Raw genomic sequence first — 18,740 nt, forward strand, 5'->3', positions numbered from 1 at the left:
TCAGGGCCGACTGCGCGACGGCAGCGCCTCGATCTCGGCGGCGGTCAGCGATCGTACGACCCGGGCGTAGCAGGGCCCCTGGCCGGTCGAGTTCGAAAGGGCGATGCGGGCGCCGTCGCCGACGCAGAGCCTGTCCGCGATGCCGACGGAAGGCGTGATCGCCAGGGTGTTTGCCGTGCCGAGGTCGAAGCAGCCGGCTGAGCTGAGCTCGAACACCGCGCCCCCGAGGGCGCGCACATAGAGTCGCTGCTGCCCTTCGGTCCTGAAGTTCTGAATTCGGGCCGGCTGGAAGCACTGAACCGGCTGGCCATTGACCGAGGTGAAGCGGGGGCTCGGCGCGGGCCCGTCGGTTGGGGCGCAGCCGGCGACGGCCGTGGCGAAAAGGAGGACGGTGATCGATCGGCGCATGGCGGTCTCCTGACTTCCAACTAGACGCCGCAAGCGTCTTCCTGCCTTGCGTCCGGCGCAAGGGCCGCTCGCGAGGGCGTGATCCGCTCGGCGACTGCGGCGGGAAGGGGCGAGGGCTTGCCAGCGATCAGGGCGGCGACGTGCTCGCCCAGCAGGGGGGCCAGGCAGAAGCCGCGCGAGCCCAAGCCGCCGAGCACGAATAACCCCGGCCGGTCGGGCAGGGGGCCGGCGATCGGCAGCCGGTCGCGGGTCGTCGCCCGCGTCGCGGCGCGGGAACGGACGGCCTCACGCGTGATCGTCCCGGTCCGTTGCGGCAGGCGGGCGGCGAGGGCGGCGATGTTACGGTCCGTATCGGCGGGGCGGACCTCCGTGCCGGGGTCTGCCCGATCGTGCGTCGCGCCGAACAGGAACCCGGCTCCGGTCGGCGCGACATAGCCGCCCCAGGCGATCGCGCCCGGCGATGTGGCCGTCTCGACCCATTCCGCCTGCCCGCGCACGGGCGACAAAGACAGGTCCGGCGCCAGGACGGATGTCCCTGCGCCCGCGCAGATCACCACCGCGTCCGCCTCCGCCAGGACGGATCCGGAGGCGTCGAGAACCCGCCAGCCGTCGTCGGTAGGTTCCAGATGCGCGGCCTTCCCGGTTCGCAGGGCGGCCGGATCGATCCAGGCCGACATGATCGCGGCAGGCGCGACGGTGAAGGCGGCCGCCATGGCCAGACCGGGCCCCGAGATCGGCTCGCCGACGATCCTGGAGGCTTCGGCCTCACCGGTCGCGATCACGGCGCCGCCGCTCCAGATCGGCTGGGCGGCGATCCGCTCGAAGCGTCTGGCGTCCCGCTCCGTCCCGGACAGTTGCAGCACGCCGCGGGCGATCACCGCGCCGGGGACCGGGCTGTAGAGGGCGTCGGCTCGCTCAAGCGCCTGGGCGAACAAGGCGGCGATGCTGTCGTCGCCGAGATCGAAACGCGGCGTCACCAAGGCGGCGGGAAAGCCCGATGCGCCCGACCCAGTTGCGGTCGCCTCGATCAGCACGGGCGTCAGGCCCGCCGCCGTCAGGGCGCGCATCGTCGCGGCTCCCGCGACGCCGGCGCCAACCACGGCGACGCAACGAGGCGGCGCCACGACGCCCAGCGCTCCAGTCCCGCGCGCCTCCAGCCGCTCACGCTTGCGCCCGTGGCCGGGGCGCTTGTCGACGGCGAAGCCCCTCTCTGACAGACCGCGCCTCACCACGCCGGCGACCGTGAACGTGGCGACCCGAGCGTCCGGCGCGGAGCGGGCGGCGATCCGGTCGAAGACCGCGTCCGACCACATGTCGGGATTCACCGAAGGCGCAAAGCCGTCCAGGAACCAGGCGTCCGCCCGCCCGGTCCACTGGTCCAGCGCCCAGTCGACTTCGCCCACCGCCAGATCCAGCACGGCGCCGAACTCCGGCAGGTCGATCCGGTGGAAGCCCGGCGTCCCGGAGGGCCAGCGTTCGACCAGGGCTTTCGTCGCCTCCGCGATCTCGGGCCAGGCGGACATTGCCCGGCGCGCCTCCTCGCGGCTCAGCGGATAGCCCTCGATGGAGAAGACGTGCAGCCGGCCGCCCTCGGGTCGATGGCGGCGCCACAGATCCAGCAAGGCCGCAATATTCAACCCGCTGCCGAAGCCGAGCTCGGCGACCGTGAAGTCCCGCCGCCCGGCCCAGGCCTCGGGCAGACCGCATCCGGCCAGGAAGACCGTGCGGCTTTCCGCCAGTCCGTCCTGGGCCGAGAAATAGACGTCGCCGTAACGACCCGAGCGCGGCTCTCCGGCCTCGGTCCAGACCAGTTGCGGGTTACGGTCTTCGGTCTCGCTCATCGCGGCTTCCATACCCGTGACGGTCTACGACGGGCACGAAAAAAGGGACCGTCCGAAGACGATCCCTTTCCTTCAGACGGGAGTGAACCCCGCCCAGACCTGTAAGTCCGTCAGGACTTAGTGGGCGGCCGGCTTCTCAGCGGCCGGAGCCATGGCGGCGTCGGCGGCCGGGGCCGGAGTCATGGCGGCGTCGGCGGCCGGAGCTGCGGCGGCGGCGGCTTCACCAGCGGCGGCGGCGGCGTCCGAGGCGGCAGCGTCGGCGGTCGCAGCAGCGTCCGTGGCGGTGTCGGCGGCGGCGGCGGCGTCGGTCGCGGCGTCAGCGGCCTTGTCTTCGGCGGCGGGTTGGCAGGCGGCCAGGGCCAGAGCGGCGGCCGAAGCGGCGATCAGGGCAACGATGCGCATGGGTTATCCTCCTAAAGGGTTTTTTGAGAGAGTCGCGAGACGTCTCCGTCGCGGAGATAACGGGATCGTGAGACGATCCGCAAGCGAAATCTCACGGCTTCGTGATCGTCCGTTTTTGTCGATGGGCCCCGATAGGCGGTCAGGCTTCGGCCGGGTTAGCGGCGAGATGTTCTTCCATTTCCGAGAAGGACGGCTGAGCTGACGAGGGAATATCGCCTCGACCGATCTCCACCGAGATCTGGGCCGCGTTGCCGTGCAGATGGGCGACCAGCACCGACTGGATGATCTTGTAGAAGCTGGCTTCCTCGTCGACGATCGACTGCAGGCGCGCGGCGAGCGGCCCGACGATGCCATAGGCCATGAACACGCCCATGAAGGTGCCGACCAGGGCGCCGCCGATCATGCCGCCCAGGACTTCCGGCGGCTCGGTGATGGAGCCCATGGTCTTGATGACCCCCAGAACGGCCGCGACGATGCCGAGCGCGGGGAGTGCGTCCGCCAGGTTCTGGATCGCGTGCGGCGCCGCAGCGGCCTCGTGGTGGTGCTTCTCGAGCTGCTTTTCCATTGCGTCCTCGATCTGGTGAGGATCCTCCAGGTTCATCGTCATCATCCGCAGGGTGTCGCAGATGAAGTCGATGGCGAAATGGTCCTTCATCACCTTCGGGTACTTCTGGAAGATGGTGCTCTCCGCGGGCTTCTCGATGTGGCTTTCCAGGGCGATGACCCCCTTGGACTTCATCGTCTTGGTCAAGGCGAACAGGAGGCTGAGCAGGTCCTTGTAGTCCTGCTTCTTCCACTTCGGTCCGGCGAAGGCCTTGCCGAACCCGGCCAGGCCAGACTTGATGACCTGGATCGAGTTGGAGATCAGGAAGGCGGCGATGCCCGCGCCGCCGATGGCCATCAACTCGTGCGGCGCCGCATGGGTGATGACGTCGAACTTGCCCCCCGAGATCGCATAGCTGCCGAACACCAGGCCGAACAGCAGAACCAGGCCGATAATCTGAAACATGAAGGCGTCCGACGTCCCCGAGAGAGGCGCCGAATATCGCCGTTAATGATTAACGGGCGCTTGCGATTCAGGCGGGATCACAGCCGGTTGTGGCCGCTCTGGATCGCGGCGAAGCCCTCTGCGGTCAGCCTGGTGTAACCCGACTTGCCCCCCCGGACGAAGACCTGTCCGTCGATCTTTTCGGGGTCGAAGCCGTCGGCCACCAGATCGACCTTGCGGTATTTGAACGTCCCCGTCGTCTCCAGAGTCTTGGCCAGGCGAACGAACACCGGCCGTGCGTAGTGGGGCAACTGCTCGTCGGCGTAGGCGGCGAAGTCCTTGGCCGAGAACCGGCCTTCGACCACCAGGGTGACCATGCCGGCCTTGCCCTCGGCGCCCGGAACGGGAACGCCGTAGGCGATGACCTCATTCACGCCCGGCGCATCGGCCAGTCGCTGTTCGACCTCGGCGGTCGAGACGTTCTCGCCCTTCCAGCGGAAGGTGTCGCCGATCCGGTCGACGAAGTAGAAATAGCCCTCCGAGTCCTGCCGCATCAGGTCTCCGGTTCGGAACCAGCGGTCGCCGCGCTGGAAGACGTCGGTCAAAATCTTCTTTTCGGAGGCCGCCTTGTCGGCATAGCCGGAGAAGTCGTGGCGCACGTCGTTGCCGATCATGCCGATGGCCTCGCCGATCTCGCCGGCCGAGGCCTCGCGCACCAGGCCGTTGGCGTTGCGAACCGGCTCCTCGGTATCGACATCGAAGGCGACCAGACGGATGTTGATCTGTTTCTTGAGGAATTTCGGCACCCGGCCGATCGCCCCCTGTTTGCCGTCGAAATTGAACAGCGAAACATTGCCCTCCGTCGATCCATAGAACTCCAGGATCTGGGGAATGGCGAAGCGGGACTGGAAGTCCGGCCAGACGTCGGGGCGCAGACCGTTGCCGAAGGCCAGACGGATCTTGTGGCCGCGCTCGCCATCCTGCGGCGGGCAGTTGACCAGGTATCGGCACAGCTCGCCGATGTAGACGAACATCGTCGCGCCCGACCCGTTCACGTCCTGCCAGAAGCTGGAGGCCGAGAATTTCCGCCGCAGGATCAGGCGGCCGCCGTTCAGCAGGGCAGGGCCGACCCCGACCAGACCGCCGGTCGAATGGTACAGCGGCAGGACGTTGAAAATCCGGTCCGCCGGCGTCGATTCCGTGCAGCCGGCGAAGGCGCGCATATAGGTCCGCGCCCGGGCGTGATGGATGCGGGCCGCCTTGGGCAGGCCGGTCGTGCCGGAGGTATAGATATAAAGGGCGGTGTCGCGGTTGGTGATGCCGTCGCGGATGGACTTGTTCGGGCGGACCGACGACCCGCTGCGCACCGCATTGTCCAGGCCGCGCCGTTCCGACACCTCGTCGGCGTCCTTCAGGCCCAAGACCCACAGCATCATGGTGCGGCTGACGAAGGGCCGCGCCTCCTCGCACTTTCGCCACGTCTCCTCATCCGCCACGACCACGGCGACGCCGGCGATGTTCAGACAGTGAGCCAGGGCCTGGCCGGTCAGGTTGGTGTTGATCAGCGCGGTGGCGATGCCGGCTTTGGAGAAGCCCATCCAGGCGGCGATGTATTCGGCGCGGTTGGTCACGACGAGGCCGATGACGTCGGTCCGCCTCAAATTCCGGCTGCGTGCCCAGTGGGCGTAGCGGTTCGCCATGCCGTCGAGATCGCGATAGGTCAGCGCGCGGTGCTCATCTTCCAGCGCGATATTGTCGGGAAATTTGTCGACGGCCTCCTCGAAGTCGTCGCAGACCAGAACGTCGCTATCGAGTGCGATCGGCTTGATGCGCTTCAGAAGCCGACGAAGACCGGCCGCGAACTTCAGATCGCGTCGGATGTTGGCCGCCAAACCCATGGTCGCAGTCGCTCCGTATGCAGGCGTAAGTCAGTTGGTGATGAACAAGGCCGCGGTCGGGGTCAACCGGTGGGGGAATCCGTAACGCGGGTCGGCGCCGTTTCCGGCGAGGCGTGGCGCCATTGCGTCGGCGCCGCAGGGTCAACTGCGGACGGCGCGATGATCGCAAGGAATGCCGCCGTCAGCGACCTGCAAGACTGACAGCCTCGGACGCCATTATGGTCAAGGTTTCGTCCAGTTGTTCAGGGAACGCGGCGGGATTGTGCCTTTCCCGGTGTTTCTTGAGGGCAGCGGCAGTCTTTCGGAACCTCGATAGCTGAAGACTGTTATTTTCGCCTAACCTTGGAGGACCACAGATGACTGTGACCTATACCGACGATGTCGCCCGGAACACTTCGGTGCAGGCTGACGCTTTCGTTCCGCGTTACGCTCGCACCAAACGAACCAAGAAGGGCCCGAAGACCTGGATGATCCTCGCCCCCATCGGCGCCCTGGCCCTGATCGGCGGCGGCGCCGCCATGCTGCTCAGCCCCGGCGCCGAGACCCAGCCCCTGGCGGAACCCGCTCCGGCGGCGCCAGTGGTCCAGCCGATGGAAGCCGCCCCGGCTCCGCTGGAAAGCTCGGTCGCTCCCGCCCCCGTGAGCCCCGCCGCGACCCCGGCCCCGGTGGTTCGTGAAGCGGCTCCGACCCCCGCGCCGGCCGTTCAGCGCCGCGCCGCTCCGGTCGAACGTCGCGCAACACCCGCCCCGGCCGTGACGCCGCGCGTCGAGACGGCGCCCGAACCGACCGGCCCGCGCCCGTACAGCCCTCCGAGCGTGACCGAAACGACTGTCCAGTCGCCGCTGAGCCCGGCCGCCCCGGCGACCACGCCGCGCGTCCCGGCCATTCAGACGTCGCCGCTCAGCTAGACCGGCCACTCTGAAGTCAATAGCCCCCGGTTCACACCGGGGGCTTTTTGCTGCGCGTCACCGGGCCGGCGCGACCCGCCAGATGACATTGCCCACATCGTCGGCGACGAGCAGGGCGCCCGTGCGATCCACCTGCACCCCCACGGGCCGGCCCATGGCGTCGCCGTTCGCATTGACAAAACCGGTCAGGAAGTCCTGCGGCGGTCCGTTCGGCACGCCGTTGGCGAAAGGCACGAAGACAACCTTGTATCCGGCGCGCGGTTCGCGGTTCCAGGACCCATGCTGACCCACAAAGGCCCCGTGGCTGTAGGCGGGCGGGAAGGCGGTTCCCTCATAGAAGGTCAGGCCCAAGGACGCCGTGTGGGCGCCGAGAGCATAGTCGGGCGCTATCGCCGAGGCGACCTTGGCCGGGTCCTGCGGCTTCACCCGCGCATCCACGGTCTGGCCGTAGTAGCTGTAAGGCCAGCCATAGAAGCCGCCGTCCCGCACCGAGGTCATGTAGTCAGGCACCAGATCGTTGCCCAGTTCGTCGCGCTCATTGACCGCGACCCACAGGGCCTTGGTGTCCGGCTGCCAGGCCAGTCCCACCGGATTGCGCAGGCCCGAGGCGAAGATCCGCTGGGCGCCCGTGGCGATATCGATCTCGTGGATGGCGGCGCGGCCTTCCTCTTCGGCCATGCCGTTCTCGCCGATGTTCGAGTTCGACCCGACGCCGACGTAGAGTTTCGTCCCGTCGGCGGAGGCGACCAGCGACTTGGTCCAGTGATGGTTCCGCCCGGCCGGCAGGTCGGCGATCTTCGTCGCAGGGGCCGTGATTGAGGTCTGGCCCGCCTGATACGGGAAGGCCACGACCGCATCGGCGTTCGCTACGAACAACCGATCCCCGACCAAGGCCATGCCGAACGGCGAGCTCAGGTTCTCGAGGAAGGTCGATTTCGTCTCCGCCGTCCCGTCGCCATCCGCGTCGCGCAGAAGGATGATGCGGTTGGGGCTGGGCGGGGCGGCGCCGGCGCGCTTCTGCACCAGTCCCATGATCCAGCCGCGGATGCCGCCGGACTTGCCGGGAGGCTTGGGCGGGGCGTTGGTCTCCGCCACCAGGATGTCGCCGTTGGGGAGACGATACAGCCACCGGGGGTGATCGAGGCCTGTCGCGAAGGCCTGGACGCGGAAGCCCTGTGGCGCAGCGGGCATGACCCCGCTGGGCCAGCCGACGGCTGGCGCGATATTCACGGTCGGGGTGATCGGTCGCGTGTGGGGCGCGACAAGGGTCGGGCTGGGGCCGAATGTCGATCCCTCGGGCGCCAACGGCCCGTTGCCGCAGGCGGCCAGGGTCAGGGCGGCGGTCGAGACCGCGAGCAGGGCGAAACGGGTCTTCATCGAGGCGTCCTTAGAAGGCGGGGAACTCAAGGCGGCTGACATCGTATCCAAGGGCCCGAGCGCGCTCGACCAGGGCCGCGCGTTCGGCGTCGCTGGGAACCTCTCGGGTGTAGATCCACAGCTTCTCGAACTTCGGATCGGCGGAGATGAACCAGCTGTAGTCCTCGGCGTGGTCCAGCACCCAGTATTCCCAGGTAATCAGGCCGGCCAGATACCGGGCGCGGAGCTTTGCGTTGAAGCCGGGGTCGAGGATCGTCCCTGACGCTCCGATGGCCTTCTCCGAGCCCTGCGGCGTATCGCGCTGGCAGGTGTCGCGCACGCCGATTCGCGTCGGCGACTGGATCTCATAGGTCGTCGCCCCGGCAACGCAGCCGTCGGTCAGGCGCATGGGCAAACGGGCGATCTCCAGCCAGCGGCCGGTATAGAACCGCTCCAGATCGACCGCTCGCGCGGGCTGGGGCGCACGCACCTGGTCGGCGGGAACGGAGGTGGCGCAGGCGCCCAGTGCGAGACTGAGGCCGAGGACCGCCGCAGCGGCGAGGATCGGGGTTCGGATCGACATGGGCTTCTCTCGCGCGACATTGGAAATCATAGATACGGCGGCGGTTCCGTCTCCGGACGCGCGGATCAACCCGCCTCGAGATCTTTCGGCACTCGGATGCGGCGGAAGCGCGCCTCGACGAAGGCGTAGGCTCCGAAGGCGATCAGCCCGACGGCGGTCATTCCCAGCATGATCGCGCCGCCCGGCTGACGCTCCAGCGCCTCAAGCGCCGTGCCGAAGGTCTCGACCCGATCCGAGGACGCCCGATAGCCCGCCAAGGTCACGAACAGGGCCAACGGCAGATAGGCCAGACCGCGCGCGACATAGCCGACCCTCGCCAGCGGCAGCACCCATCGGCACACAGTCTTCGAACAGACCAGGGTCGCTGCAAAATCGTTGACGAACCCCATGACGATGTTGCCGATGCCGACGCCCGCGATGATCAGACCGATCACCATCAGGACGGCGCCGCCGAACGGCAGGCCCAGAAGGATCGCGGCCTTCTCCTGGTTTTCCGCCAACTGCTCGGCGCCCATGTTCGCCTGCACCTCGTCGAGCAGTTCGAACACCCCCGACGCCAGGACGGCGTAGGCCGCGCCGCTCGTCGCCTGCGTCGCTCGCACGGCCCAGCCGTTCAGGTCCGAACCCTCGTGGTCGATGTCGAACACGGCCTGCAGCACCCGCCAGCCGACGAAGGCCCACAGGCCCGCCCCGATCAGGATCAGCCACAGCCGCCCGAACGGCTGCTGGGCCAGGACGTAGAGAACGCCATGCGGATCGACCGCCTGACCCCGCATCCCGATGGCCGAGGCCAGCATCAGGATCCCGACGGACACATAGACGAAGCCGTTGGCCGCATGCCCGAACCGCGACGACGCCTCCAGCGCCTCATGCACACGCGGAAACCGGTCGCGCCAGGTCCGGCGCTTGCGGACGCGGTCGATCAGTCTCTCGGCGAAGGCGGGCAGGGCGGCGGTCATCGGCTCTCGAACAAGCGGAGCCGTTCAACGCCGGAGGATCGGGATGGCTCCAAACTAAAGACCGGCTGACAAAACGGCGGTCAAACAATAGGCTAAACAAGTGATTGCGTAGGGGGAGGGCGGGTGAGCACGTTCGAGTTCTTTTTCAGTTTCTACGGCCTTATCCTCGGACTGTCCGTGGCTGTCGTCCTCAGCGGCTTCACCAACACCCTGAAGCAGCGGAGGCGTGTTCGGATCGGATGGTTGTCGCCGCTGTTGGCTGTCTTCGTTCTTATCGACATCGCCAGTTTCTGGATCGGGGCTTGGGGGGCGATGCAGGATGTGCCCATCCGGCTGTTCGTGCTTGTCCTGGGTCTCGTCGCCGCCGGGAGTTACCATGTCGCTGCCGCAATGATTTTCCCGGACGATTTCGAAGCCTGGCCGGATCTGGACGCGTATTTCGACTCCCACAAGCAGTGGGTCATGGGAGGCGTCATCACGGCCAGCCTGATCGCCTTCGAGGCGATGCCCTGGCTCACGGGATCTACGGTCGCCGAGATGCTCGCCCGCTACACAAGCCCCGCGATGCTCATGAATCTGTTCTTCATCGGCGCATGTCTTGTGGTCGCGATGAACCGAAATCGCCGTCTTAATTTGGCGATGCTGGTTATCCTGCTTTTCTACTATGCCTATGTGGCCTTCCCCCGCTGGCTCTGGGCCTGAGTTGAGTCGCGGCGCTCGACTACGCCGTCACTTCCACCATCGACAACGCCACCGCTTCCGCCACCTTGATCCCATCGACAGCCGCCGAGAGAATCCCGCCCGCGTAGCCAGCGCCTTCGCCGGCGGGGAACAGGCCGCGCACGTTCAGGCTCTGGAAGTCGGCGCCGCGCGTCATGCGGATGGGCGAGGAACTGCGCGTCTCCACCCCCGTCAGCACGGCCTGGGCGTCGTCATAGCGGGGGATCTTGCGGCCGAAGACGGGCAGGGCCTCGCGCATGGCGGCGATCACATAGTCGGGCATCAGGGGCGCCAGGTCGGTCGGCCGCACCCCCGGCTTGTAGCTGGGCTCGACCTCCCCCAGCGCGGTCGAGGCCCGCCCCGCCAGGAAGTCGCCGACCAGCTGGCCCGGCGCGAAATAGTCGCCGCCGCCCGCCGCATAGGCGCGCGTCTCGAGATCGCGCTGCAGTTCGATCCCCGCCAGCGGATGGTCGCTGGGATAGTCCTCGGGCGAGATGCCGACGACGAAGCCGGAGTTGGCGTTCCGCTCGTTGCGCGAATACTGGCTCATGCCGTTGGTGACGACGCGGCCCGGCTCGCTGGTCGCCGCCACCACCGTCCCGCCCGGGCACATGCAGAAACTGTAGACCGTCCGCCCGTTCGAACAGTGGTGCGACAGGGAATAGGCCGCAGCCCCCAGATCGGGATGCCCCGCGCACGGCCCGAACAGGGCCCGGTCGATCCACGACTGCGGATGCTCGATGCGGAAGCCGATCGAGAAGGGCTTGGCCTCGATATGGACGCCCCGGTCGTACAGGGTCTGGAAGGTGTCGCGCGACGAATGGCCGATGGCGAAGACCACATGGTCCGCTTCCAGCACCTCGCCGGTGTGCAGCCGCACGCCCCGGATCGCGCCCTTGTCGAGTTCGATGTCGACGACCCGATGCTCGAACCGGTACTCGCCGCCCAGGGCCTCGATCTTCTCGCGCATGGCCTCGACCATGGTCACCAGGCGGAAGGTGCCGATGTGCGGATGGGCCTCGGTCAGAATCTCTTCCGGCGCGCCCGCCGCGACGAACTCGGTCAGCACCTTGCGGGCCAGGAAGCGCGGGTCCTTGATCTGGCTGTAGAGCTTGCCGTCGGAGAAGGTGCCGGCCCCGCCCTCGCCGAACTGGACGTTCGACTCGGGATGGAGCTTGCTCTTGCGCCATAGCTCCCACGTATCTTTCGTGCGCTCCCGCACCACCTTGCCCCGGTCCAGGATGATCGGTTTGAATCCCATCTCCGCCAGGATAAGCCCGGCGAACAGGCCGCATGGCCCAGCCCCGATCACGACCGGCCGCAACCTGTGATCCTTCGGCGCGACCGCGACATGCCGATAGGCGACGTTCGGGGTCGGTTTCACATGCGGGTCGTCCCTGAACCGCGCCAGCACCGCCGCCTCGTCCGCCACCTCGACGTCGAGGATATAGACCTTGAGGATCGCCGACTTCTTGCGCGCATCATGCGCCCGCTTCCACACGGACCAGGATTTCAGGCCGTGCGCGGGCACGCCCAGCTTGGCGGCGATCGCGGCGGGCAGGGCCTCGGGCGGATGGTCGAGCGGCAGCTTGATTTCGGACAGGCGCAACATCCGCGGCCTTGTAGCGGCTCGTGAGGCGGAACGCATCGGCAAGATCGGCGACCGCCGTGGTTCCGCGCAGGCTCTCGAATACGTCGGCGCAAGCTTGGGCTTGGCGCTAGACAGTCGAAAATGGTTAATATAACCGTGATCAGGCGATTTGCCGACTTCCCCGCGAGGTTCGCCTTCTGGGGGAAAGGTGAAGTCCCGCAGGGGCATTTGAGGGTAGCTGACTGAATGGATCCGATCACTTCAATCGCCGCCGCCATGCTGATCTCGGGCGCTGCCGCCCCGGACGGCCATGGCTGCCCCGAAGCGCCCCACTATGGCGACGTGCCGTGCTCGTGCACCCGTGTCGTTGATTTCTACGGTCCCTGGACCGGCGGCGGCGCCGGTTGGCCCGGGCCGGGGGGCTGGGGCCCGCCGATCAACAACCCTGGTGCGCCGATTCACGTCTCCGCCCCGGGCGTTCGCGTGATCGGTCGTCCGATCAACGTCGCCGCCCCGGTGATCTACATCGACAGTCCGCCCGTCTATGTCGACGCGCCGCCGATCCGAATCGCGCCGGCCCAGATCTACGTCCAGCGTCCGGACGTCGTCGTCCGTCCGTCGGAAATTCTGGTCGAGCCGCCAGAGGTTCACTTCTCGGACTGCCCCGACGGTACGGTGTGCGAGCCGGTGGACGACAATGGAATGCGTCTGCTGGCCGCTCGCGCGGCGCCTTCGTCGCCGACGCCCGACTACGTCGGTCCTCGTGAGGCCCCGGCGCCGGTCTACGAAACGCCTCCGCCAATGCTCGACGCCGCTGGCCCCCCGCCGAGGGCGCCCGCGCCGTCTTTGCCGTCCCTTCCATATTATCCGCCCAAACAGGATCGCAACTGACTGTGAAGGCCGACACCCGCCTATCGACCGCCGGGAGCCCTAAGCTCCGGCCGGGGGTCGGCACCGCCGGACTCGCTCTTGGGTTTTTCCTGGCCGTATCCTCCACGGCCGCCGCCCGACCGTATCCAGCGCCGGGCCAGGTGGGGGTCGGCGAACGGGGGGCCTCGCCCGCCGTTCAGCAGTTGAAGTCCTGGGTCCTCGAGACCGGCGACAATCAGGGCTCGCCCTTCGTTCTCATCGACAAGGTCAATGCCGAGGTCTTCGCCTTCAGCCGGGACGGATTGCTGCTGGGGTCCACGCCGGTCCTTCTGGGTCTGGCCCGGGGCGACGTGGCGCCGCCCGACATCGGCGAGCGCCCCCTGTCGGCCATTCGCCCCGACGAACGCATCACGCCGTCGGGGCGGTACGTCGCCTCACTGGGCGAGAATCTGAGCGGTAAGGGCATTCTCTGGATCGACTACGCCGGCGCGCTCTCGCTGCACCCCGTCGTGACGGGCCGGGCGGCCGATCGTCGTCTGGAGCGCCTGGCGTCGCCGACCCCTGATGACAACCGGATATCCTTCGGCTGCGTGAACGTCCCGCCCGCCTTCTTCGACGACATCATCGCACGGGCCTTCAGAGGCACGACGGGGATCGTCTACATACTGCCCGAGCAGCGCTCGATGCCTGAGGTCTTCCCCGGGGTGTGACAAGGTCCGCCTGACCAACGGCGACGGGCTGTTCCCATCCATTGCGGATATCAACCGCGTCCGTTCTCGCGATGGAAATGTCAGCAGTTGGCGACTTAGCCGCCTCCGGCGACTTGAGCCGCGACCGAACGTCGCCATATTGCCGCCACGGCGCTTCGGCCGTCAGGGACGCCGCATGCCGGTCATCGACATTCAGGGGCTTTCAAAGACCTACGCCTCCGGGCTGCAGGCGCTGAAGCCCATCGACCTTCAGATCGGCAAGGGCGAGATCTTCGCGCTTCTGGGCCCCAACGGCGCGGGCAAGACGACGATGATCTCCATCGTCTGCGGCATCGTCACCCCCTCGACCGGCACGGTCACGGCCGACGGCCACGACATCCAGAAGAACTATCGTCAGGCCCGCCAGAAGATCGGCCTGGTGCCGCAGGAACTGACCACCGACGCCTTCGAGACCGTGCTGGCCACGGTCCGCCTCAGCCGTGGCCTGTTCGGCAAGGCGCCGAACGACGCCTACATCGAACAGATTCTCCGCGACCTCAGCCTGTGGGACAAGAAGGACTCCAAGATCATGACCCTGTCCGGCGGCATGAAGCGCCGGGTCATGATCGCCAAGGCGCTGAGCCACGAGCCCGACATCCTGTTCCTCGACGAGCCCACCGCCGGCGTCGATGTCGAGCTGCGCCGCGACATGTGGAACCTGGTCCGGCGCCTGCGCGAGAGCGGCGTCACCATCATCCTGACCACCCACTATATCGAGGAGGCCGAGGAGATGGCCGACCGTGTGGGCGTCATCCTCAAGGGCGAGCTGATCCTGGTCGAGGACAAGACCGAGCTGATGAAGAAGCTGGGCAAGAAGACTCTGACGCTGAACCTGCAGGATCCGCTGGGGGCCATTCCGCCCGAACTGGCCGAATGGGACCTCCAGCTCAAGGCCGAGGGCAACGAGCTGGAGTTCGTCTTCGACTCCAATGCCGAGAAGACCGGGGTGCCGTCCCTGCTGCGCCGCCTGTCGGACCTCGGCATCGCCTTCAAGGACCTGAACACCCGCCAGAGCTCTCTGGAGGACATCTTCGTCAGCCTGGTTCACCGCGAACCGGCCCAGGACATTCGGGCGGGAGCCAACTGATGACCTTCAACGGCTATGGCGTCTGGGCCATCTACAAGTTCGAGATGGCGCGGGCGATCCGCACCCTGTGGCAGTCGATCGTCACCCCCGTGATCACGACGGCCCTCTATTTCGTCGTCTTCGGCTCCGCCATCGGGTCGCGCATGACCGAGATCGACGGCGTCCCCTACGGCGCCTTCATCGTGCCCGGTCTGATCATGCTGAGCCTGTTCACCCAGTCGATCTTCAACGCCTCCTTCGGCATCTACTTCCCGAAATTCACCGGCACCATCTACGAACTGCTGTCGGCGCCCGTGTCGCCGTTCGAGATCGTTCTGGCCTATGTCGGCGCCGCCGCCACCAAGTCGGCGGTGCTGGGCCTGATCATCCTGGCCACGGCCTCCCTGTTCGTGCCGCTGCAGATCCTGCACCCGGTCTGGATGCTGGCCATCCTCGTGCTGATCGCCACGACCTTCAGCCTGTTCGGCTTCATCATCGGGATCTGGGCCCAGAGCTTCGAGCAACTGAACTTCATTCCGATGCTGGTGGTGACCCCGCTGACCTTCCTCGGCGGCTCCTTCTACTCGATCCACATGCTGCCGGAGCCGTGGCGGACGATCACCCACTTCAACCCGGTGGTCTATCTGATTTCCGGATTCCGCTGGAGTTTCTATGGACAGGGCGACGTGCCGATCGTCTGGAGCCTCGTCGCCACCTTCGGCTTCCTCCTGGCCTGCCTCGCGGTGATCGGCTGGATGTTCAAGACGGGCTACCGTCTGAAGACCTGACCCGTCTGTCATTGGACGCCTCCGTCGTTCGCGGCTAAGACGCCTCCCATGTCGTCCGAGTCCTCTTCAGCCCCGCCCACAGACCGCCCGTCCGAGCCTTTCGCCCGGGGCCGGATCGTCTGGGGACGTCCGCCGAAGCCGGTCTTCCATGTCGGCCCGCTGCCGACCGGGGGCTGGGCCGATAAGCCTGTACCCAAGCCGATGTCCCGCCCCGCGCGCGCATCCGCGGGCGTCCTCACCGGGTCGATGATCCCCACGGCCAAGCCCGTCGCCCCGGTCGAGACGCAGGTCGTCGCATTGGTCGAGGTCGCTTCGCCTGTTGAAGTTGAGGCTATCGACGTCGAGGCCGTTGTCGAAGCCGAACCCGTCGCCGCCCCTCTTGTACCTGAGCCCGAGCCGGTGGTCGTCGCGGAGCCGGAGCCGGAGCCGGAGCCGGAGCCAGAGCCGGAGCCGGTCGTCGCTGCGCCTGAACCTGCGCCCGAGCCCGCCGCCGCGCCCCGCCCCCAGGAGATCGTGATCGAGCCCGAAGCGGCCGAGCCCGCCGTGACCGTGCCGCCGCTTCGGTCCGCCGAGGCCAAGCCCGCCGCCAGGCCGCGCAGCCTGCCGTCGGTGGTCGTGACTCCGGCCATGTACGCCTCCGTCGGAGCGGCCATGCAGAAGGTGGCCAAGGGCAATCGCTGGCTGATGCTCGCGGGCGTCGCCGCCGTCGTCGTGACCTGCGGCTTCATCTGGCTGGCCACCCTGCCGGCGCCCCAGCCGGTCGCCCCGGCTCCCACGCCCCTCGTCGCGGGCGCCGAGCCGCTCGTGGAGGAGCCCGCCGCCGCCGAAAGCCTGCCGGTCGTTGAGGATCGCGCTCCGGTCCGGGCCGCACCTGTCCCCGCCGCCGCTCCTGCGGTCACCGCGCCCGCAACGGCCCAGCCGCGCCCTCAGGCTCCTGCGATGTCGGCTCCGCCCGTCGTGGTCACTCCGCCCAATGACAGCGCCCCCCGGCCCTATATCCAGACCGCGCCTCTAATGATCGACCCGCCGACCCCGGCCGCGCCCGCTCAGACCAACCCGGATGCGCCCGTCGCCACGGCGCCCCAGCCGCTGGACTAGGGCGTCAGCGTTCCGGGGCGCGGTAGGGCAGGTAGCCCCGCTCGACCATCCGACGCAGGCCCTCATAGGCCTCCGACAGTTCCTCATAGGCCAGCCGCATGGCGGAGAGCTTCTGCGCCTCGCCCGGCCCGATGGAATAGCCGGCCTCCGCCAGTCTTAGGGCCTCGGCGATCCAGCGCGCCCGCGCCGTCGCCGCCGCCACCGCCAGCCTCTGGAAGGCCGCCGGCTCGGTGTGGCTGGCACCCAGCCCCAGAACCTGCGGGATCACCTCCCGGTTCGAGACGAAGGCGGTGTAGTCGATCTGTTCCAGATGGCCGCGCAGCCGGCGCTGCTCCTGCGGATCGCTGTCCGAGGGCTCGAAATGGTCCCGGCTGCGGCGGCTGCTGGACGTCATGATGCTGGACATTCAGGCTTCCCTGGGCGTTTCTCTGGAGCGAGCCTGCGCCCGACCCGTTAACGCACCGTCAGCAAGCGTGGCCGGTCCGGCGCGGTCCAGCCGGGCGGCAGGGGCTCGGCCCATCCCTCCGGCGCCCGATCCGAGGCCGGGAAATACCCCGTCGCCGACCGGTAGCCCAGGATGTACCAGATCTCGATCAGATAGCCGTGCAGCCGGTCCTGGTCCGCACGCGGCCGCTTCGACGCCGCGCCGATGGCCAGGCCGATCCGTCCCGCCACGTCCGAGGCCTCCAGCGGCCCGTCGTCCTCGTTCAGGATGTCGTCGATGACCCCGTTGACCCAGCCCGACAGGGTCGCCCGGTTCTTCGGCCCCTTCGGTCCCGGATAGGGCGGGTCGATCGTGTCGTCGGCCCAGAACTTGTCCTCCTCGCGCAGGGCCCGCAGCCGCGCCCGCACCCCCTCGTCCAGCATCACCTGCTCTTCGTAGAGCGGCTCCGGCTTCGGCTTCCAAAAGCGCCAGACGGCCCCCCCGACGGCGACCGCCATGAAGACGAAGGTGGCGAGGATGCGGGCGTAGTGAGGAGGCATGGCGCCACCCTAGCGCAGGTCGCGCGAAGTCCCATATGCAACACGACCCGTTACGGAGCGACGCCATGACCGAAGCCCTGCCCAAGCCCCTTCACATCGACTTCGTCTCGGACGTCGTCTGCCCCTGGTGCGTCGTCGGTCTCGGCGGGCTGGAGACGGCGCTCGAGAAGCTCAAGCCCGAAGGGATCACCGCCGAGATCGCCTTCCAGCCGTTCGAGCTGAACCCCGACATGGCCAGGGAAGGGGAGAACGTCTCCGAACATATCGCCGCGAAATACGGCGCCACGCCCGAGCAATCCGCAGCCAACCGCGCCATGATCAAGACCCGCGCCGCCGAGGCCTGGGCCCCGATCGCGGGCAAGGCCTTCGACATGCGGATGGATGAGACCTCCCGCATCTGGAACACCTTCGACGCCCACCGCCTGATCTACTGGGCGGGGGAAACGGCGGGCGCCGAGCGCCAGAAGGCGCTCAAGGAGGCCCTGTTCCGCACCCATTTCACCGAGGGGAACAACCTGACCGACGCCGGCGTCCTGACCCGCGCGGCGCAAGACGCGGGCCTGGACCGGGCCGAGGCGGGCGAGGTCCTGGCCTCGGGCCTGTACGCCGACGCCGTCCGCCGCGAACAGGCTCTGTGGCGCCAGCGCGGCATCAACTCCGTCCCCGCCGTGGTGGTCGAGGGCAAATACCTGATCTCGGGCGGCCAGCCCGCCGCCGTCTTCGAGGAAGCCCTGCGCAAGATCGCCTCGGAACACACGGCTACGGCCTAGACGTCCCTCTGTCCCTCTCCCGTTGGGAGAGGGCTTGAGCGCACGGCGGCGAGAGCCGTCGTTCTGGCGCGAAAGGGTGAGGGTCGGCTGTCGATGCGGGGCGCGGTCCCTGCGACGGCTTACGCCGAAGGCCAGACCCGACCCTCATCCGTCCGCTTCGCGGCCACCTTCTCCCACCGGGAGAAGGAACCCGTTCACGGCCACCCCTCCGCCACGCCCTCCGGCAGCCCGTGCTCCTTGCGCCAGTCCGCCGCGAACAGCCGCGCGAGCTTCAGCGTCATCATCGGCACGGACCCCATATTCCCCTCGGCGTCCCAGACCGCCCCGGCCCAGTCCTCGTCCCGATACCGTTCGCGATCCGCCGCCGCGACCTCGGCGCCCAGATGCTCGGCCCGCCAGGCCATGACGAAGGGGATGTGCCACTGCGAAACCTCCCCCGGCCGGTCCCCCATCATCGACGCCGCCAGCCCCCGGGCCAGCCGCTGCTCCTCGAACAGCTTCCGCTCGAAGTCGCCCCAGGCCCGCGCCGCGAAGCCCGACCACCCTTCCGCCGGCTCCACGGGCCCATAGACGGGATCCGGCCGCTTCCACCCCTCCGCCTCGCGCCGCTTCCACAGGGCCGGCACCCCGACATCATAGCGTTTCGCCACCGACCGCGCCGTCTCCCCATCCTCCCACGCCTTGCGCGCCTCGGCCCAGACGGCCTCGGGACGAATCTTGCGGCGGGTGGGGGCGGCGTCGGTCATGCCGCGCAGGCTAGG

At 68.0% G+C, this 18,740-nt stretch carries 20 protein-coding genes; 8 read left to right on the forward strand and 12 right to left on the reverse strand.

The features are described from left to right. The 5 genes from O5O43_RS01020 to O5O43_RS01040 form a co-directional block, all read right to left on the reverse strand. Window positions 1-408, reverse strand: coding sequence for a DUF6491 family protein (locus O5O43_RS01020; protein WP_271085069.1), 408 nt, complete (start codon window positions 406-408; stop codon window positions 1-3). A 20-nt stretch (window positions 409-428) separates the two neighbouring features. Continuing rightward, entirely contained in the window at window positions 429-2,249 is a 1,821-nt protein-coding gene (gene mnmC, locus O5O43_RS01025; RefSeq protein WP_271085070.1) for an FAD-dependent 5-carboxymethylaminomethyl-2-thiouridine(34) oxidoreductase MnmC, read from the reverse strand. Window positions 2,250-2,366: 117 nt separating this feature from the next. Further along, window positions 2,367-2,651 (reverse strand): hypothetical protein, encoded by a 285-nt coding sequence (locus tag O5O43_RS01030; protein ID WP_271085071.1) that lies wholly within the window; start codon window positions 2,649-2,651, stop codon window positions 2,367-2,369. A gap of 139 nt (window positions 2,652-2,790) precedes the next feature. Further along, window positions 2,791-3,660 (reverse strand): flagellar motor stator protein MotA, encoded by an 870-nt coding sequence (gene motA, locus O5O43_RS01035; protein WP_271085072.1) that lies wholly within the window; start codon window positions 3,658-3,660, stop codon window positions 2,791-2,793. Between the two features lie 77 nt (window positions 3,661-3,737). Continuing rightward, the gene (locus O5O43_RS01040; RefSeq protein ID WP_271085073.1) at window positions 3,738-5,537 is read right to left on the reverse strand and encodes a long-chain-acyl-CoA synthetase; all 1,800 of its coding nucleotides are present in this window, start codon (window positions 5,535-5,537) and stop codon (window positions 3,738-3,740) included. A gap of 356 nt (window positions 5,538-5,893) precedes the next feature. Here O5O43_RS01040 and O5O43_RS01045 point away from each other — a divergent pair, with 356 nt between their 5' ends. Continuing rightward, window positions 5,894-6,445, forward strand: a complete 552-nt coding sequence (locus O5O43_RS01045; RefSeq protein WP_271085074.1) for a hypothetical protein — start codon at window positions 5,894-5,896, stop codon at window positions 6,443-6,445. 57 nt (window positions 6,446-6,502) lie between these two features. On the opposite strand, the gene O5O43_RS01050 is transcribed toward O5O43_RS01045, so the two are convergent. The 3 genes from O5O43_RS01050 to O5O43_RS01060 form a co-directional block, all read right to left on the reverse strand. After that, a complete protein-coding gene (locus tag O5O43_RS01050) occupies window positions 6,503-7,822 on the reverse strand; it encodes a sorbosone dehydrogenase family protein (RefSeq protein WP_271085075.1) in 1,320 nt (439 codons plus the stop codon). A gap of 10 nt (window positions 7,823-7,832) precedes the next feature. Next, the gene (locus O5O43_RS01055) at window positions 7,833-8,384 is read right to left on the reverse strand and encodes a lipocalin family protein (RefSeq protein ID WP_271085076.1); all 552 of its coding nucleotides are present in this window, start codon (window positions 8,382-8,384) and stop codon (window positions 7,833-7,835) included. A 65-nt stretch (window positions 8,385-8,449) separates the two neighbouring features. Further along, the gene (locus tag O5O43_RS01060; RefSeq protein WP_271085077.1) at window positions 8,450-9,343 is read right to left on the reverse strand and encodes a DUF1206 domain-containing protein; all 894 of its coding nucleotides are present in this window, start codon (window positions 9,341-9,343) and stop codon (window positions 8,450-8,452) included. A gap of 123 nt (window positions 9,344-9,466) precedes the next feature. Here O5O43_RS01060 and O5O43_RS01065 point away from each other — a divergent pair, with 123 nt between their 5' ends. After that, window positions 9,467-10,045, forward strand: a complete 579-nt coding sequence (locus O5O43_RS01065; RefSeq protein ID WP_271085078.1) for a hypothetical protein — start codon at window positions 9,467-9,469, stop codon at window positions 10,043-10,045. A gap of 19 nt (window positions 10,046-10,064) precedes the next feature. Here the strand turns inward: O5O43_RS01065 and O5O43_RS01070 are convergent, their stop codons facing one another. Then, complete coding sequence (locus O5O43_RS01070) at window positions 10,065-11,675, reverse strand: NAD(P)/FAD-dependent oxidoreductase (RefSeq protein ID WP_271085079.1); 1,611 nt, start codon at window positions 11,673-11,675, stop codon at window positions 10,065-10,067. Window positions 11,676-11,900: 225 nt separating this feature from the next. Here O5O43_RS01070 and O5O43_RS01075 point away from each other — a divergent pair, with 225 nt between their 5' ends. From O5O43_RS01075 to O5O43_RS01095, 5 genes are all read left to right on the forward strand, one after another. Then, entirely contained in the window at window positions 11,901-12,545 is a 645-nt protein-coding gene (locus O5O43_RS01075; RefSeq protein WP_271085080.1) for a hypothetical protein, read from the forward strand. Between the two features lie 140 nt (window positions 12,546-12,685). Next, window positions 12,686-13,234, forward strand: coding sequence for a L,D-transpeptidase (locus O5O43_RS01080; RefSeq protein WP_271085081.1), 549 nt, complete (start codon window positions 12,686-12,688; stop codon window positions 13,232-13,234). 175 nt (window positions 13,235-13,409) lie between these two features. Next, window positions 13,410-14,360, forward strand: a complete 951-nt coding sequence (locus O5O43_RS01085; RefSeq protein ID WP_271085082.1) for an ABC transporter ATP-binding protein — start codon at window positions 13,410-13,412, stop codon at window positions 14,358-14,360. Then, complete coding sequence (locus O5O43_RS01090; protein ID WP_271085083.1) at window positions 14,360-15,127, forward strand: ABC transporter permease; 768 nt, start codon at window positions 14,360-14,362, stop codon at window positions 15,125-15,127. Before O5O43_RS01085 ends, O5O43_RS01090 begins: the two co-directional genes overlap by 1 nt. 201 nt (window positions 15,128-15,328) lie before the next feature. Further along, a complete protein-coding gene (locus O5O43_RS01095; RefSeq protein WP_271085084.1) occupies window positions 15,329-16,225 on the forward strand; it encodes a hypothetical protein in 897 nt (298 codons plus the stop codon). Between the two features lie 4 nt (window positions 16,226-16,229). Here the strand turns inward: O5O43_RS01095 and O5O43_RS01100 are convergent, their stop codons facing one another. After that, complete coding sequence (locus O5O43_RS01100; protein WP_271085085.1) at window positions 16,230-16,631, reverse strand: hypothetical protein; 402 nt, start codon at window positions 16,629-16,631, stop codon at window positions 16,230-16,232. A 47-nt stretch (window positions 16,632-16,678) separates the two neighbouring features. Then, window positions 16,679-17,209: a hypothetical protein gene (locus O5O43_RS01105; RefSeq protein ID WP_271085086.1), complete on the reverse strand. Its 531-nt coding sequence runs from the start codon at window positions 17,207-17,209 to the stop codon at window positions 16,679-16,681. Between the two features lie 65 nt (window positions 17,210-17,274). Here O5O43_RS01105 and O5O43_RS01110 point away from each other — a divergent pair, with 65 nt between their 5' ends. After that, complete coding sequence (locus O5O43_RS01110; RefSeq protein WP_271085087.1) at window positions 17,275-17,979, forward strand: DsbA family oxidoreductase; 705 nt, start codon at window positions 17,275-17,277, stop codon at window positions 17,977-17,979. A 194-nt stretch (window positions 17,980-18,173) separates the two neighbouring features. Here the strand turns inward: O5O43_RS01110 and O5O43_RS01115 are convergent, their stop codons facing one another. Continuing rightward, window positions 18,174-18,725: a hypothetical protein gene (locus O5O43_RS01115; protein ID WP_271085088.1), complete on the reverse strand. Its 552-nt coding sequence runs from the start codon at window positions 18,723-18,725 to the stop codon at window positions 18,174-18,176. Window positions 18,726-18,740 lie beyond the last annotated feature (15 nt).

The sequence above is a fragment of the Brevundimonas sp. NIBR11 genome, from assembly GCF_027912535.1.
Taxonomy (GTDB): domain Bacteria; phylum Pseudomonadota; class Alphaproteobacteria; order Caulobacterales; family Caulobacteraceae; genus Brevundimonas.